The organism is Sneathiella sedimenti (genome assembly GCF_017313765.1).
Taxonomy (GTDB): domain Bacteria; phylum Pseudomonadota; class Alphaproteobacteria; order Sneathiellales; family Sneathiellaceae; genus Sneathiella; species Sneathiella sedimenti.
Genome location: NZ_JAFLNC010000002.1, coordinates 855,940 through 872,740, shown reverse-complemented (window position 1 = coordinate 872,740; position 16,801 = coordinate 855,940). Strand labels below are relative to the sequence as shown.

The window sequence follows — 16,801 nt, the reverse complement described above, 5'->3', positions numbered from 1 at the left end:
AATCAGGAGCCTAATAGCTGCTCTCGACGTCCCCGAGTTCCACATAGACGGATTTAAGCTGCGTAAAATGATCAAGCGCCACGGCCGCATTCTCCCGCCCGATGCCGGACTGCTTGTAACCGCCAAAGGGAACACCGACGGGCGTCAGGTTATAGTTGTTGATCCAGCAGGTCCCGGCGCGGAGTTTCGCCACCACCCGATGGGCGCGGGCGAGGTTTTGCGTGAACACCCCGGCGGCAAGGCCGAATTCCGTATCATTGGCGCGGTTGATGACCTCGTCCTCCTCACGGAAGCTCATGATCGACATAACGGGGCCAAAAATCTCTTCCCGGCAGATGCGCATATCATCCTGGCAGGCGGTAAAGATGGCGGGTGACATGAAGCTTCCCTTCTCGCATCCCTTGACGGAGACCTTTTCGCCGCCGCTCACCAGATACGCCCCTTCCTCGATCCCGAGGCGGACATATTCCATGACCTTTTCCAGATGATCGGGATTGATCAGCGAGCCAACCTGGGTTTTGGGGTCCATGGGATCGCCGATGATCATCGCCTCGGTCCGGCTTTTCAGGATCGAGACAAAGGCGTCATGAATGTCCTCATGCACATAGACCCGCGTCCCGTTGGAGCAGATTTCCCCCTGCGTGTAGAAATTCGCGTTCATCGCCGCCGAGACCGCATTATTGATCTGGCTGTCCTCAAACACGATCAGCGGGGATTTACCGCCAAGTTCCATGGTCACATGCTTGACGGAACCGGCCGCATCCGCGAGCACCTTCCGGCCCGTCGGCACCGAGCCGGTGAAGGATATCTTGTCGATATCGGGGTGGCTGGCGATATAATGCCCGGTTTCACCCTTGCCGTGCAGGACGTTGAAAACACCCTTTGGCAGCCCGGCCTCGGTCAGGATCTCGGCAAGCTTGACCGCATTGGTCGGTGTCAGCTCGGACGGCTTGAAGATCATGGAGTTCCCGGCGGCAAGCGCCGGCGCCGTTTTCCAGCAGGCAATCTGCAATGGATAGTTCCAGGCACCGATCCCCGCACAGATGCCGAGCGGTTCGCGGCGCGTGTAGGCAAAGGCGTCCGATCCCAGGTCATGGTGCGACCCCTTGATATCGGCGGCGAGCCCGCCGAAAAACTCAAACGCATCGGCGCCGCTGTCGATGTCCGCCTCCGGCGCTTCCGCAATCGGCTTTCCGGTGTCCATCACCTCGATCTCGGCGAGTTCCATCCGCCGCTCCCGCAGGATGCTGGCCGCTTTCTTGAGGACGCGGCCGCGCTCGGTTCCGGACAGAGCGGACCATTCCAGGAATCCCTTCCGCGCGACCTGTACGGTCTTTTCGACGTCGCGCCGACCGGCCTGTTCCACTTCCGAAAGCTTCGCGCCCGTCGCCGGGTTGATATTCGTGAAGCTTTTGCCGGAAATCGCCTTGGCGGCTTTCCCGTCGATATAAAGTGGCAGTCTTTTTGGTCTACTCATCATTCTTCCTTGAAAAGGATAGGTCTTTGATTTCTCAGCGTTGACTTGTCTGCCAGTTTGCCGCCCGGTATACGGGCGCCTCGCTCGGCGGTAGCGGCGCGACACCCTTGATCAGGTCGGCTATTTTCTCCGCCAGCATGATGGTTGGCGCATTCAGGTTCCCGCTCGTGATCTGCGGCATGATGGAACTGTCAACAACGCGCAAATTCTCGACGCCATGGACATTTCCGGCGCCATCCACGACCGCCATGTCATCGCTCCCCATCTTGCAGGTGCAGCTTGGGTGATAGGCCGTCTCGACATTTTCGCGGACAAAGGCGTCAATCTCGGAATCTGTCTTCACGTCCGGTCCCGGCGCAAGTTCCTTGCCCCGATAGGGATCGAAGCCGGCCTGCGCGAAAATCTCCCGCGTCAGCTTCACCCCGTCGCGCAGTTCGCGGCGGTCCTGTTCCGTCTCGCAGTAATTCGGCTGCAGGATCGGTGCGTCATCGATATTCCCGCTGCGAAGCGCCATATAGCCCCGGCTGGTCGAGCGCATTGGCCCGACATGGGCCTGATAGCCGTGCCGATCAGTCGGGTTACCGCCATCATAACGCACGGCCATGGGCAGGAAGTGATATTGCAGGTTCGGGTGCTCGACCCCTGCCTCGCTTCGGATGAAACCGCCCGCCTCGAAATGGTTGGTCGCGCCGAGGCCCTTCTTAAGGAGAAGCCATTCCAGCCCGACTTTCATTTTCGCGAGCGGTGACATCACCTTGTAGAGCGTAATCGGCTGAATGCATTCCTGCTGGACATAGAGTTCCAAATGATCCTGCATATTCTGCCCGACGCCCGGCAGGTCGGCAACAACAGGCAGCTCGTGTTTTTTAAGGTCATCTGCTGGACCAATACCGGAGATCATCAGCAGGTGCGGCGAGTTGATCGAGCCTGCCGCCGAGATCACCTCCCGTACTGCCGTCACCTGATGCAGGATGCCGCCCCGCTGGTATTCCACGCCGGTCGCACGGGATTTATCGAACAGGATGCGGCGGGTATTGGCGCCGGTCAGGATCGTCAGGTTCTGTCGCGTCATTATCGGGTTGAGATAGGCAAGCGCGGTGCTCCATCGCTTGCCCTGATGCACGGTCATGTCCATGCGGCCGACGCCTTCCTGCTGAAAGCCGTTCATATCATCGGTGAAGGGATAGCCCGCCTGCTGCCCGGCTTCTAACCAGGCGTGGTATAGGGGATTTTCGCACGGCCCGACGGAAACATGAAGCGGCCCGTTGCCACCGCGATACTGATCCTCTCCGCGATCATAGGTCTCGGCTTTCCTGAAATACGGCAGGCAATGGGCATAAGACCATTCCTTGAGACCCGGGTCAGCGGCCCAGCCGTCATAGTCGAGCGCGTTACCGCGCACATAGCACATGCCGTTGATGGCCGAGGAGCCGCCCAGTACCTTGCCCCTGGGCCAGTAGATTTTCCGTCCGTTCAGATGTTCCTGCGGTTCGGTGTAGTATTGCCACGAGAGCGAGGGGGAATGCATCGGATAGCTGAGGGCCGAGGGCATATGGATGCGCCAGTCCCACCAGGGGCCGGCGCCGCCCGCTTCCAGCAACAGGACGGAGATTTCGGGGTTCTCGCTCAGGCGATTGGCGAGCACCGATCCGGCGGAGCCTGCGCCGATAATCACATAGTCAAATGCCCGTTGTTCCGTCATCAGCCTGTTTCAGTCCCTTAACGCGTCAAGGAGCCGAGTATAGGGGGCTCCAGCCCGCCTCCCTGTTTAAAGGGCGACACTGACTAAAACAACCTCGCCATTGGATTTATTTGGCGGGAGCCGTCAACAGGAGGGTCGCAAGCGCATGTCCGGCCTCCTCCAGTTCCGCTTTCGTATGAGCGTAGGAGACCTGGAAACGCAGTCGCGCCTCGCCTTCCGGCACCACCGGAAAGCCAAACCCCGTGACAAAGATGCCCTTATCCAGCAGTTCACCCGCAAGGCGGATGGCGGTTGCCGTCTCCCCGACTATAACCGGCACAACAGCGCTGTCGCCTTCCAGCGGATCGAGGTCCAGCTCTTTCAGCCGCGCCCGGAATCTTGCCGCCTTCTCCTGCAGGGACTGCACCCGCTCGGGATGGGCCTCCAGAAGCTCCAGCGACTTGCTCCCCGCCGCGGCGACGCTTGCGGGCAGCGCGTTCGAAAAGAGATGCGGCCGTGATTTCTGGATCAATGTCTCGGTGACGGCCATCGGTCCCGATACAAAACCGCCGGTTCCGGCGCCGAGCGCCTTGCCGAGGGTGCCGGTAAAGATATCGATCTTGTCCATGACGCCGAAATGTTCCGCCGTGCCATGGCCCGTCTTGCCCATGACGCCGAGACCATGAGAGTCGTCCAGCACAATCAGCGCATCGTATTTCTCGGCAAGCGCGACGATCTTGTCGAGCGGGGCAATATCCCCTTCCATCGAGAAAACGCCATCGGTGACGATCATCCGCGAGGGCGCGCCTGCATGTTGTTTAAGCTTCGCTTCCAGGTCGGCCATATCGCTGTGTTTATAGACACCACGCACCACATCCTTGGCGGTCGCGCGGATTCCATCAATCAGGCTCGCGTGATTAAGCTCATCGGAGAGGATAACATCGCCCGCCCCGCATATGGCGTTAAACAGACCCGTATTCGCCGCCCAGCAGGAGGAATAAGTGAGCGCCGCCTCGGTCCCGTGAAAACGAGCCAGATCGGCCTCCAAGGTCTCATGCACATCCTGAGTGCCGCAGATAAAGCGCACCGAGGCAGTGCTCGCCCCGTATTTCAGGAGCGCGGCGCGCGCCGCCTCGACAACTTCCGGATGGTTCGCAAATCCGAGATAATCATTGGAGGAAAGGAGCGTTACCTCCCCCTTCCCCGCGAGCCTGATCCGGTCGCCGATCGGCCCCTCGATCACTTTAAGACGCTTGTAGGTTCCGGCCTTGTCGGCGGCGAACAAGTCTTCCGTCAGCCGTGAAAGTAATGCATTGCTCATATTGGCAACCTCTGGTCAATCTGCTGGAAATCAAGGACGATCTTGCCGCAGGCGCCTTCGTCCATCAACTCGAACCCCCGCTGAAAATCGGTCGCGGGCAGGACATGGGTGATTACCTTCTCCATCAGGTCCGGGTTCTTGAGCATGAAAGCCTCCACCTGATACCAGGTTTCAAACATCCGCCGCCCGGTGACGCCAATCAGGCTGACGCCCTTCATGACCACCTTTGCGCCGAGGTCAAGCTCCACCGGTCCGCTGGGAATGCCGAGAAGCGCGAATGTCCCGCCCGGTGCGGCAATCTCGAGCGCGGCATTCAGGGCGACGCCGTTTCCGCTCACCTCGAGAACCACGTCCGGCCCGTGACCGTCGGTAAGGTTGAGAATTTGCGCGGCGCTGTCGGGATCACGCGGATTAACAACGAGATCAAGATCTAGGCTTCTGGCAATTGCCGCGCGGGCCTGGTTCGGTTCCTGCAAAGCAACTGTGCGCGCGCCATGAGCCTTGGCAATGGCTGCCGCGAAGAGACCGATGGGACCGCCGCCGACAATAAGGACGTTTTTTGCGGTGACCTTGCCGGCCGAGACCATATGCATGGCGTTGCCCACCGGATCGAAAACAGCCGCGTGTTTATCAGGAATGGCAGTTGGCACGCGCCAGAGATTGCTTGCGGGCACTTCCACCTGCTCCGCGAAGGCACCGGGTCGGTCAACACCGATAATGCTCGTCTTCTCGCAGATATGGGCATTGCCCGTACGGCAGTAATGGCATTCCCCGCAGGAAATATGGCATTCGGCGGAAACCCGGTCACCAATCTCGTAACCCGTGACGCCCTCGCCAATCGCGCTGATCCGCCCGACGAATTCATGACCGATGGTCATCGGTGTCTTGATCCGACCGGCCGACCAGCTATCCCAGCTATAGATATGATAATCGGTGCCGCAAATACCGGCGGCAATTACGTCCACCATGACCATGCCGCGCGCCGGTGCAGTCAGGGGCTCCTTAAACGCGGACCAGATTCCGCGGGCGGCTTCGGTTTTGGCAATTGTGAACATGGGACACCTATTTTTCTAGCAATTGGATAAAAATCCGTTATACTGTATTTAGTAAAATATATCGGATTTAATTCCTGTCAATCGGAAAAATGTCAGAAACAATAAATAATCCCCCTGCCGTGGGCGCCACTGTCAATCGCCTGCGCAAAGAGAAACATCTCACCCTCGATCAGCTGGCGGCGGTCTGCGGTGTGTCGAAGTCCATGCTTTCCCAGATCGAGCGCAATGAGACCAACCCGACCCTGGCGACTGTCTGGCGGCTCGCCGAGGCATTGGGCGTCACCATTGACGATATTGTGCGCGGCGATGACCCGACCCACAGCCTGACGGTTATCAGCGGCGCGTCCATCCCCGTCCTCAATGACGCGAAGGGCCACTACAGCCTGAAGGTGCTGGGGCCGGCCAGCCTTGTTAACGATATGGAATGGTATGATGTCACGATCAAGCCGGGCGGCATGATGACGTCTAGCGCCCATACCGCGCGGACAACAGAGCATCTGACAGTCTTCAGCGGAGAACTCACTGTTCAGGCAGGTATTGAGACGGAACGGGTCTATGCCGGCGAGACAGCACGTTATGCCGCCGATCAACCGCATGAGATTGCCAACACCGGCGCGGAAGAGGCGCGCGCGCTCCTCGTCGTGCTGATGGGCAAGCAGATTTAGCTACAAGATCAGGATCGCCCGAAAGTCATTCACATTAGTCCTTGTCGGCCCCGTCTTGATAAGGTCTCCCAGCCCGTCGAACAGGCTGTAGCTGTCATGCCGGGCGAGATAGTTTTTCGCACTGAGGCCCGCTTTACTAGCTCGTTCTAGAGTATCCGGCGTGATAATCGCACCGGCATTATCCTCGGTGCCGTCAATGCCATCCGTATCGCAGGCCAGAACATAGACACCATCGAGGCCATTCAGATGATGCGCCAGGGCGAGCAGAAACTCGCAGTTGCGACCGCCGCGCCCGGTGTCCCCGCTTTCACTCTTGACCGTGACTGTGGTCTCCCCGCCGGAAATTAGGACGCAAGGCTTTGCGGACGGCTGGTCATGAAACTTCACTTGGCGAACGATGGCGGCCATAACGGCGGCAACATCCCGCGCCTCCCCCTCGATACTGTCGCCAAGAATGACCGGCGTGATGCCTTTTGACGCGGCAAGGGCGGCGGCGGCCTGCAACGACTCCTGCGGCGTGGCAATCATGATCGATTGCGCCTTTGCAAATGCCGGATGATCTGGTGCCGGTGTTTCCGACGCCGGGCTGTTGAGATAGGCGTCGATGGAGGGCGGAATGTCGATATTGTATTTTTCAAGCACGCCACGCGCATCGGCTGAGGTCGTTGCATCCGGCACAGTCGGACCAGAGGCGATCACCGCCGGATCATCGCCCGGCACATCGGAAATCATCAGGGTAACGACTTTGGCCGGATAGGCCGCAACGGCAAGCCGCCCGCCCTTGATGGCGGAGAGATGCTTACGCAGGGTGTTCATCTCGGTAATATTCGCCCCGGAGGCCAGCAGCGCCTTGGTCACGGCTTTCTTTTCGTCCAGCGTGATGCCTTCTCCTGGCTTCGCAAGGAGTGATGATCCGCCGCCGGAAATCAGGCAGAGCACGAGATCATCTTCTGTCAAACCCTCAAGTAGCTCAAGGATATCATCTGCGGCCTTGGCCCCTTCCGCATCGGGGACCGGATGCCCCGCCTCCACCACCTTTATTTTTTCAAGCGGCAGGCCATGCTCATAGCGGGTGATGACGAGGCCCTCAAGCGGGCCCTGCCAATTCTCCTCCACCGCTTTCGCCATGGAGGCCGCGGCCTTGCCCGCCCCGATAACGACCGCGCGGCCCTTCGGCACGGGAGGCAGATGCCGGACAAGGGTCTCGCGCGGATCCGCGGCGCTGACCGCCGCGTCAAAAAGGCTGGCCAAAAATGCTCGATTATCCTGATCCATCTGTCCCCTCCGGCAAAACAGCCTGTTTTTTAACGGAAGTCGGGATCAAATGGCCAGCGGTATTTCAATTGGCTTCCAGAATATCGTCATCATGGCGCTGTCCCGGACGTTCGGGCAGTCCGTCGGTAATCTCGTAATAATCGCCAGCAAACTCGGTGAAGATATGCATCGCAGTTTTAAGGCCCGTGGGTTCATCGAGAGACCCCGGGGCAATTCCCATATTGCCGCCTGACTTATAGGTCCAGAATATGCTGGAGCCGCATTTGTTGCAGAACCCTCGCTTCGCCTCTTCCGAGCTCTCATACCAGGTCAGCGTTTCCTCCCTGGTGAAGACGAGATTCTCCGGCAGACAGACAGTAAACCCGTTCATATAGCCTGCGGTCTGTCGGCACTGCTTGCAATGGCAGACGACAACGGGGCGAAGCGGCTGATAAATCTCGAACCGTATACCGCCGCAGAGGCAGCCCCCCTTTGCCCGAAGGTTCTTTTCACTCTTGTCACTCATGTTTCCTCCCAATGAAGTCAGGCGGCTACAACCTCAACCCGGCAGTCATTAAAGCAGGCACCTTCGGAGAGGTCCGCCTTGAATGTCGGGGCAAGCGCCGAAACCGTCTGGTTATTCGTCGTTGTCTTGAACCAGGATCCTTTGGGAGAATAGAGCACACCGGGGCGGACATTGTCACTGATTTTCAGCGGCAGGTAAACCTCGCCCAGATTGTTGAAAACCTTGACCTGCATACCATCTTTCAGCCCGCGCGCTGCGGCATCCTCCGGATGTATTTCCAGTTCCGGCACATCGTCATTTGCCTTCACCCCGCCAAAGGTCGAGGTTATCATCTTATTCGATGACGGCGTGACGAGGGAGAGCGGAAAACTATCCTCAACCGGGTGATAGGTCGGAATCTCTTCCCCGAAGGTGTCGCGGAGATAACCCGATTTCAGCTCGATCTTGCCGCTTGGGGTTGCCGGCTTGGCGTTCTTGAACAGGATCGTGTCTTCCCCGTTCCGCTCCATGGAGAGAGCGGTGCCGACCGGGATTTCGCTTGGGCGATAGCCTTTCAGGCGTGGATCGTTGTTGTCGATGGCATCATCGATAAGTTCCTTGTCCGTCGCTTTGAATATCCCCTCGTTGAAGCCGAAGCGGGCGGCTAGACGGCGGAAAATCTCCGTATTGGGGAGCGATTCCCCGACCGGAGCAATCACCGGTTCCGCCCGTTGCAGATAGGGCTGGCCATAGGCGCAGAAGATATCATCATGCTCGAAATGGGTCGCCGCCGGCAGGATGATGTCGCAATATTTCATGCTGTCGGTCATAGCGACATCGCAACCAACAGTAAAGATATCCTCCCGCGAGAGGCCCTTCTTCGTCAAATTCTGGTCCGGGGAAACGACCACCGGATTGTGGTTGTAGATAAACACGCCTTTCAGCGGGATATCGAGATCCTCCTCCACCAGGTGCCGCCCGATATCAATGATATTGAGGGTGCGGGTGCCTTCGGGGATCAGGTCAGGCCGCTGCAGTTTATCAATCGTCTTCGGAAAGAGGTTGCCCGCCCCACCGACGATACCGCCACCGGCCACGCCAAATTTTCCGGCAAGCGCCGGCAGCGCGAAAATTGCCCGGATGCCGTTGCCGCCATTGCGGTTCCGCTCGATCCCGTTGCCGACGGATATCGCGGCGGGGGCTGTCTCCTTATAGAGCCTGGCAAAGGCGCGGATATCCTCTTCAGACACGCCGCAAAGTTCCGCCGATTGCTCAATGCTGTATTTGCGAGCCTCGGTCATGAATTCCTCGGCACCCTCGACATGCTGGTCGATAAAGGCCTGATCAAATCCGCCAATGCGTTCAAGTTCCACCGCGATGGCCCAGGCGAGGATCAGATCCATCCCCGGCCGAACGGGAAGATACATATCCGCCTGCTCCGCGATCTTGATCCGTTTGGGATCGATCACGACGAGCTTCGCGCCCTCTGCCTTTGCCTTCTTGATGATCGGTGCCAGATGCAGGTTGCAGTAGGTTACGTTATTTCCCCAGACGACAATCAACTTTGATTTGGCGCATTGCTCGGGCTGCATGGCACCGGCAAGGCCGAAGGTGCCCTTGAACGCCTCCGACTTGACGCCGCCGCACATGGCGCGCCGGAACAGGATTGACGCCCCCAGACGATAGAAGAAGCGAAGGTCCATTGACCCCATTGCCAACATGCCGTGCGGTCCGGCGTAGTTATACGGAATGATCGCCTGCGGGCCATGCTCCTCAATGATGGCGGTGAAGCGCTCATAGATCGTGTCGATTGCCTCTTCCCACGAAATCCTCTCAAACGCCTCCCCGCCTTTCGGGCCGACCCGCTTCATCGGGTAGGTCAGGCGGTTCTTGCCATGCACGAACTCCGGATAATAGCGCGCGACCTTGTTGCAGACGACGCCATTGGTCAGCGGATTGGCCTTGGAGCCGCGCACTTTCGCGACCTTGCCTTCCTCCACCGTCACGGTGAAGCTACAGGTATCAGGGCAGTCGAGCGGGCACACACTGGCGAGTTCAAGAGACATGGTTTCATCCTCATCGCAAAAATCACGGTATTAGTTGAGTGTATCATGATCTTGAACTGGTTAGGAAAAAAGGGCCAATTAGTATGATTTGAAGGGTCCAATCAGGAAGATATTTCACAAGCTTATATATTAGAAAGTAATGACGCTCCCTTCGGATGCGGGTATAGTTTTAAAAAATGTTGAGGGAAGTGGAATGGTAACACTGCCGACAATCGGCGTTGCGGGTTGCGGGGCGATGGGCCTGCCGATGGCCAAAAGCCTTCAACGATCAGGATTCGACGTCTATGGCTATGACGTGCGTCCGAAAACGGCTTTCGGAGACTTCTCACCGCGCATGCTGGAAGATGCCGCCGCCCTCGCAGCGCGATGCCCGGTGGTTATCTCGGTTGTGCGCGACTGGAGTCAGACCGAGGAGCTTTGTTTCGGAAACAAGGGCCTCTTTACCGGGGATGCGCACCCGCATATTCTTGTCGTCAGTTCCACATTGTCCCCAAAGATTATCTCGATTTTGCGCAAGAGCCTGCCTTCCGAAACGCGGCTGATTGACGCCCCGATGTCGGGCGCCCCCTTCAGCGCGGAAGAAGGCACCCTCACCTTCATGCTGGGCGGGGACGCGGACGACATTGCGGAGATAATGCCCGCCTTCACCGCCATGGGCAGCGAGATCAATCATCTCGGCCCGCTGGGACAAGGAATGTTGTGCAAGGTGCTCAACAATATGCTGGCAGCGAGTTCCGTTGTCGCCGTGCGGGAAATACTGAAAGCCGCCGACGCGCTCGAGTTTCCGCGCGACCGCCTGCTCGAAGTTGCCAGCAGCAGTTCCGGTGCGACCTGGTTCGGCGATAATCTAGATAAAATCTCCTGGGCGACAGAAGGCTATTCCCTCGTCAATACCATCGGCATCCTGGAGAAGGACGTCAACGCCCTGATCGATACAACGGCCGACTTCCCGGAACTCAGGATCAACGAATTCGCCAGAAGCGTCATCGCGGAGCTTCGCAACCTCCCCGAGGAATGAAGCGCACCGCCCGCGCCGGTCGGCGGTTTAAGGACACCTGGGAGGAAAACATGTACGACTATATCGTGGTTGGCGGCGGATCGGGCGGGGCTGTTGTGGCAAGCCGCCTGTCGGAGGATCTGAAAACGCAGGTCTGCCTGCTGGAGGCGGGAGGACCGGATAACAGCATCCTGATCCACGCCCCGATCGGCATTGCGGTGATGCTGCCGCGCAAGATTAACAACTGGGCGTATGAGACGGTGCCGCAACCGGGGCTCAAGGGGCGCAAAGGATATCAGCCACGCGGCAAGACGTTGGGCGGCTCCAGCTCGATCAATGCCATGCTCTATGTACGCGGACACCCCGCAGACTACGACGACTGGGCAGCCTTGGGCAATAAGGGCTGGTCGTATAAAGACGTGCTCCCCTATTTCAAGAAGTCGGAGAATAACGAGGGTGGCGCCGATGCGTATCATGGCACCGAGGGTCCGCTCAATGTCGCGAAGATGCGTGCACACATGCCAATCAGCGATGTCTTCCTGGATGCAGCGATGCAGGTCCAGATGCCAATGAGCAAGGATTTCAACGGCGCCACGCAGGAGGGGCTTGGCACGTATCAGGTGACGCAGAAAAACGGTGAGCGTTGGAGCGCGGCAAAAGCGTATCTGACGCCCAATCTCAACCGACCCAATCTTCATATCATTACACATGCCCATGCGGGTAGAATCCTGATGGAGGGGAAAAAGGCCGTCGGGATTGCCTATATCAAGGACGGCAAGACGGCGGAGATCAGGGCGGGGAAAGAAATCATCCTCGCAGGTGGCGCCTTTGCGTCGCCGCAATTGTTGCTCCTCTCCGGGATCGGGCCTGCGAAGGAGCTTAACATGCACGGGATAGAGACAGTGCATGAGCTTCCGGGCGTCGGGCAGAACCTCCAAGACCATATCGACTATGTGGTGGCGCATAAGTCCTCATCGCGAGAAACAATGGGTATCTCCCTTGGCGGAGGGGCTGATTTAATCAAGGGGATATTCGAATGGCGGAAAAAACGGACAGGCATCATTTCCTCCCCGCTTGCGGAGCGCGGGGGCTTCCTGAAAACTGATCCGGCTCTGACGCGACCGGATATCCAGCTGCATTTCGTCATAGGACCGCTTGATGATCATGCGCGCAAAACCCATCTGGGCCATGGCTTTAGCTGCCATGTCTGCGTCCTCCGGCCGAAAAGCCGCGGTCATGTTGGGCTCAACAGCAGTAATCCGCTTGATCCCCCGCGGATCGACCCGAATTTCCTGAGCCAGCAGGAAGATGTCGACACGCTGGTCAAGGGTGTGAAAATGACGCAGAGAATTTTTGATGCGCCGGCCTTTGACCCCTATCGCGGCAAGCCGCTCTATGCTGTCGACATGACATCCGACGCGGCCATTGAGGATGCCATCCGCAGCCGCGCCGATACCGTGTATCATCCCGTTGGCAGTTGCAAGATGGGCACCGATCCCATGGCGGTTGTCGATCCGGAACTACGGGTTCATGGTATTGCCGGGTTGCGCATTGCCGACGCCTCCATTATGCCGTCCGTCATTGGCGGCAATACCAACGCCCCGACGATCATGATCGGCGAGAAGGCGGCGGATTTAATCAAGGCGGCGGGATAAACCGCCCTTTCTATTGCCACAGGAGTAAACTCTATGTTCATCCAACTCATTGTCGGGACGGTCCTGATAGTCCTATGTGTGGTCAATCATGCGGTCTGTCTGGAGCTGTTGCTCCGTCGCCTGAAACATATCGGCCCGAAATGGGACCGCCGGATGCCGGTATATGGCCATATCGTCATCATGATTATCGTGGTCATGGGTCTGTTTGCGGCGCATACGATCGAGGCCTGGCTCTGGGGGTTCTTTTATTACTTGAGCGGGGAACTCAACGGGCTGAACGAGGCCATCTATTTTTCCACCGTGACCTATACGACGCTCGGCTATGGTGATGTGGTGCTCAGCGATAATTGGAACCTGACTTCCTCCCTCCAGGCGGTAAGCGGCATTATCCTGTTCGGCTGGAGTACGGCCTTCCTTGTCAATGCCCGTGCCTTCTTCTGGAAGAAACACGGCATGGATCATTATCAGGGTTAAAAAAAGCCGCCCCGACGGATCGGAGCGGCTTGCTTTATCAGTCTTCCTTGATCAGGTGGATATCGCGTTGCGGATACGGAATTGAAATCCCTTCCTTGTCAAACGCCTGCTTGATCGCCTTGGTCAGCGCGAATTTCAGTGGGAAGTAGTTCCCGTTGTCGCACCAGACACGCACGGTGAAATTAACCGAGCTGTCGGCCAGTTCCGCAATCTCGATCAGCGGTGCCGGCTCCTTATGGGACCGCTCATCCGCCTCGATCAGCCGGAGCATGATGTCGCGGGCCTTGTCGATATCGTCCTCATAGGCAATCCCCATGACCAGATCCATCCGCCGCGTGGGATGAAAGCTGAAGTTGCGGATGGCATTGCCCCAGACCGACCCGTTCGGGATGATCACCTGGATGTTATCCGGCGTCGCCAGCTCCGTCGTGAACAGGCTGACATTCTTGACCGTGCCACCATGGCCGCCGACTTCTACGTACTGACCCACCTTCATTGGCCGGAAAATTAGCAGCATCACGCCGCCCGCCACATTGCTGAGCGTGCCCTGAAGCGCCAGGCCGATGGCAAGGCCGGCTGCACCAAGAACCGCAATCAGGCTGGCTGTCTGCACCCCAAACTGCGCGAGGACCAAGAGCAAGGTGATGGCAAGGATAACGAACCGTGTCAGGCTACCCAGAAAACCGCTAACCGTTGGATCGATACCGCGCTTGTGCATCAAATTTTCCAGGACGGATGGCACGCGCTTCGATATGATGTAGCCGATAATCAGGATGACTAACGCGCCAATCACGTCGAGGCCATATTGCGTAATAATAAGGACGATCTCATCCATTATTTCTTTTAAATCCATAACTACCCCTTTTGTCACCTGGCATTAAGCCGTGATAAAATCTTTACGTAACCTGTTCCTATAGTAGGCGACTGATAACGTCAAAAAAAGCCGCAAATCAAGGACTTTTTCAATTCCCGGATAATTAACCAAGAGTCCCATAATTCCTTGACATGGGCTATATTTATGCGCATATGTGCGGTGCACAATGTTTTTTGCATTGGCATAGTGGTGCTAACGGCCGTCAAGCCGTTGAAACCAAACATCAGGTATAGGAACAGTATTTCCACAGCGCACACGCGTTGCTGACAGCCCGACAATGTATTCAGTCCGGCATAAGGTCAAGGAGGCACGGTTCTCACCTTTTTTGGCCTTAACAGGTTGCCCTGCACCAAGTGGCAACAGCATATAGTTTTTTTTGAGGACTTACATTTTATGACCGAATTTACCGAGCTCAACCTCGTTGGGCCGCTCTTGCGTGCAATCGACAAACAGGGTTTCACCGTGCCGACACAGATCCAGATGCAGAGCATCCCGGCTCTGATGGAAGGGCGCGACCTGATGGGTATTGCCGAAACAGGGGGTGGCAAGACGGCCGCCTTTGTGCTCCCGCTCCTGCAGCGGTTGCAGCATGACCGCCGCAAGCCAAAACCGAACCGTCCGACAGCTGTCATTCTTGCGCCCACACGCGAGCTTGCCAACCAGATCGGGCTCTGCATCCGTGTCTTTACGCGCGGCATGAAGCTGTTTCACACAGTCGTCTATGGCGGCGCGCCTTACGGTCCGCAGCTGCAGCAGCTTTCCCGTGGCGTCGATATCATGGTGGCAACACCAGGCCGGATGATGGATCATATGAAGCGTGGCACTGTCCAGCTTGATAATGTTGAAACGCTTATCCTGGACGAAGCCGACCGCATGCTGGACATGGGCTTTATCGAGGATGTGACCTTTATCGCCGACAAGCTGCCGGAAGAGCATCAGACCGTGATGTTCTCCGCCACCATGAGCGCGGCCATCAAGCGTCTTTCCCAGAAGCTTCTGACCAATCCGGAATTTGTCGAAGTGGAACGCAAGACAGCCGTTGCAGAAACCATCGACCATTCGGTCCTGATGGTGCGCGGACATGACAAGAAAGACCTGCTGATGCATCTGCTCGGCATGGGCGACAAGGAACGGGTTCTCGTCTTTGTCCGCACCAAGGCAACCGCCGACAAGCTGGCTGAGGAAATCGAGGCCGAAGTCGAGGGCATCAAAACGGCGGCGATCCATGGTGACCTGCATCAGCGCGCCCGCGAACGCACGCTGCGCTCCTTCAAGAACGGTCGTTTTTCAGTCCTGGTGGCAACAGATGTTGCCGCGCGTGGGATTGACGTAAATGGCATTACCCATGTCATCAACTATGACCTGCCGATGGAAGCGGAGAACTATGTTCACCGTGTCGGCCGGACGGGTCGCGCCGGGGCGACCGGCATCGCGATTTCAATCTGCGAGCCGCGTGAACGCAACCTGCTGAGAAACATTGAACAAACCATCAAGCAAAAGGTACGCATCGATGAAGATCATCCCTTCCCCGCACCGACGGCCAAACCAGAACAGAAAAAGCATCGTTCGCGGCGAAATGGACCTCCTGCGGGTGCAAAGCGTGACGCATTACCAACGGGCGATGTTAAGCCATTTCGCAAGCGTCCGAAGAAGACCGTCAGCAAGAATAAAGGCAAACCGGGATTTAAGTCTGGCAAATCCGCGCACCCGACTGCAGATGCGCCGCATAAACGTTCAAATGCTCGCCAGCAGAAATTTAAGCGCGCTAGTTGATAACCCGTGGCAATAAGATAGAGAAAGGCCGGTTTTTACCGGCCTTTTTTTTATGCGTGGGAGGCACCGTAATAAAGGCCGACCGTATGGCGCGCCTCGGCAAAAAAGAGCCAGCGTTCCGTCACGAGACCAACCGCCGCGGCCAGGAGCGCCAGAACGAGGGAAATCCCCGCGCCGACCGACCCGAACAACAGGCTGAGCAGGATCAGTACAAACGGCACAACAAAGGCCCCCATCAAGGTAATCAGGCGGAGCTTGGCGGAATGTTTCCGGGCAATCTTGAAGCCCATTTCCTTCATCAGGTAGTTGGCCTCTGTATGAGGGCCCTCAAACAGCTGGACCGTTCCAAACTCGCCAAGGCCCGTGGCGCTTTCGGGCGTCGAAATGCTTTTGCTGCCATCGAGAAAACGCCAGTAGATGATTTTCCACACAAGGCCAATCCCGAGGATCAGCAAGGTGGCAAGCTGCAGGGACGTTTCTGTAGTCCCCCAGAGTGCCAGCAGGACATTCAACAGCAGCAGCCCGCTCATCAGGGCGAGGAGAAGATAGCCCGCCGGGACATAACCGTTCGACCAGGCATGGATCGGCTTCAGGCTCGCATAGATCATGGCCGTGCAATACACCGTCACGATCGCGCAGATTACCCCGATTATCCCGACCAGTCCCATCAGGCCCTGCATCATATCCGCAAAGAACAGGTGATGCAGCGCATAGAGGCCCGTCGGGAGGAAGGTCAGCAGGGCCATCACCCCTTCCCGGCTGAGCCAGGAAGACCGCCATTGGGTCAGGGCACGCCATGCCCGCTCCGGATGACCAAGGTGAAAGGTGGAGGAGAGAAGCCCGCCCGCGATCAATACATAACTTACCGCATAGCCGGTGAAGGCCAGCCAGAAATTCCCGGGCATCATCCCAAGGATATTGCCGGCGATCAACAGGCAGAGAAGCCCATACCCCGCGCCGGAAGCAGTCGTGAAGAAAATAACCGATTTTGCCGGATGCATCGT

At 57.6% G+C, this 16,801-nt stretch carries 14 protein-coding genes; 5 read left to right on the top strand and 9 right to left on the bottom strand.

Annotated elements, in window-relative coordinates; genetic code table 11:
- Window positions 1-10 precede the first annotated feature (10 nt).
- The 4 genes from betB to tdh form a co-directional block, all read right to left on the bottom strand.
- Window positions 11-1,477, bottom strand: coding sequence for a betaine-aldehyde dehydrogenase (betB, locus tag J0X12_RS09280; RefSeq protein ID WP_207044647.1), 1,467 nt, complete (start codon window positions 1,475-1,477; stop codon window positions 11-13).
- A gap of 34 nt (window positions 1,478-1,511) precedes the next feature.
- On the bottom strand, window positions 1,512-3,179 hold the full coding sequence (betA, locus tag J0X12_RS09275) for a choline dehydrogenase (RefSeq protein WP_207044645.1): 1,668 nt from the start codon (window positions 3,177-3,179) through the stop codon (window positions 1,512-1,514).
- Window positions 3,180-3,285: 106 nt separating this feature from the next.
- The gene (locus J0X12_RS09270) at window positions 3,286-4,479 is read right to left on the bottom strand and encodes a glycine C-acetyltransferase (protein WP_207044628.1); all 1,194 of its coding nucleotides are present in this window, start codon (window positions 4,477-4,479) and stop codon (window positions 3,286-3,288) included.
- Window positions 4,476-5,534 (bottom strand): L-threonine 3-dehydrogenase, encoded by a 1,059-nt coding sequence (gene tdh, locus J0X12_RS09265; protein WP_207044626.1) that lies wholly within the window; start codon window positions 5,532-5,534, stop codon window positions 4,476-4,478. The genes J0X12_RS09270 and tdh overlap by 4 nt, the downstream gene beginning before the upstream one ends.
- An 89-nt stretch (window positions 5,535-5,623) precedes the next feature.
- Here tdh and J0X12_RS09260 point away from each other — a divergent pair, with 89 nt between their 5' ends.
- On the top strand, window positions 5,624-6,199 hold the full coding sequence (locus J0X12_RS09260; RefSeq protein ID WP_207044624.1) for a helix-turn-helix domain-containing protein: 576 nt from the start codon (window positions 5,624-5,626) through the stop codon (window positions 6,197-6,199).
- Here the strand turns inward: J0X12_RS09260 and J0X12_RS09255 are convergent, their stop codons facing one another.
- The 3 genes from J0X12_RS09255 to J0X12_RS09245 all read right to left on the bottom strand — a co-directional run bounded on the left by J0X12_RS09255 (window position 6,200) and on the right by J0X12_RS09245 (window position 10,024).
- Window positions 6,200-7,474 (bottom strand): glycerate kinase type-2 family protein, encoded by a 1,275-nt coding sequence (locus tag J0X12_RS09255; protein WP_207044622.1) that lies wholly within the window; start codon window positions 7,472-7,474, stop codon window positions 6,200-6,202. It lies immediately after the preceding gene.
- 64 nt (window positions 7,475-7,538) lie between these two features.
- Window positions 7,539-7,979 carry a GFA family protein gene (locus J0X12_RS09250; protein WP_207044620.1) on the bottom strand — a complete coding sequence of 147 codons (441 nt, stop codon included), beginning with the start codon at window positions 7,977-7,979 and terminating at the stop codon, window positions 7,539-7,541.
- Between the two features lie 17 nt (window positions 7,980-7,996).
- Entirely contained in the window at window positions 7,997-10,024 is a 2,028-nt protein-coding gene (locus J0X12_RS09245; RefSeq protein WP_207044618.1) for a molybdopterin-containing oxidoreductase family protein, read from the bottom strand.
- Between the two features lie 193 nt (window positions 10,025-10,217).
- Between J0X12_RS09245 and J0X12_RS09240 the strand changes: the two genes are divergently transcribed.
- Genes J0X12_RS09240 through J0X12_RS09230 form a run of 3 tightly spaced genes read left to right on the top strand, consistent with a single transcriptional unit; the run spans window position 10,218 to window position 13,150 of the window.
- On the top strand, window positions 10,218-11,042 hold the full coding sequence (locus J0X12_RS09240; protein ID WP_207044616.1) for an NAD(P)-dependent oxidoreductase: 825 nt from the start codon (window positions 10,218-10,220) through the stop codon (window positions 11,040-11,042).
- A 50-nt stretch (window positions 11,043-11,092) separates the two neighbouring features.
- Window positions 11,093-12,676 (top strand): GMC family oxidoreductase, encoded by a 1,584-nt coding sequence (locus J0X12_RS09235; RefSeq protein WP_207044613.1) that lies wholly within the window; start codon window positions 11,093-11,095, stop codon window positions 12,674-12,676.
- A 33-nt stretch (window positions 12,677-12,709) separates the two neighbouring features.
- A complete protein-coding gene (locus J0X12_RS09230) occupies window positions 12,710-13,150 on the top strand; it encodes a potassium channel family protein (protein ID WP_207044610.1) in 441 nt (146 codons plus the stop codon).
- A gap of 37 nt (window positions 13,151-13,187) precedes the next feature.
- Here J0X12_RS09230 and J0X12_RS09225 read toward each other — a convergent pair whose 3' ends face one another.
- On the bottom strand, window positions 13,188-14,003 hold the full coding sequence (locus tag J0X12_RS09225) for a mechanosensitive ion channel family protein (RefSeq protein WP_207044608.1): 816 nt from the start codon (window positions 14,001-14,003) through the stop codon (window positions 13,188-13,190).
- Between the two features lie 414 nt (window positions 14,004-14,417).
- Here J0X12_RS09225 and J0X12_RS09220 point away from each other — a divergent pair, with 414 nt between their 5' ends.
- Window positions 14,418-15,797 carry a DEAD/DEAH box helicase gene (locus J0X12_RS09220; RefSeq protein ID WP_207044605.1) on the top strand — a complete coding sequence of 460 codons (1,380 nt, stop codon included), beginning with the start codon at window positions 14,418-14,420 and terminating at the stop codon, window positions 15,795-15,797.
- A gap of 50 nt (window positions 15,798-15,847) precedes the next feature.
- On the opposite strand, the gene J0X12_RS09215 is transcribed toward J0X12_RS09220, so the two are convergent.
- Entirely contained in the window at window positions 15,848-16,798 is a 951-nt protein-coding gene (locus J0X12_RS09215; protein WP_207044602.1) for a dimethyl sulfoxide reductase anchor subunit family protein, read from the bottom strand.
- Window positions 16,799-16,801: the final 3 nt, after the last annotated feature.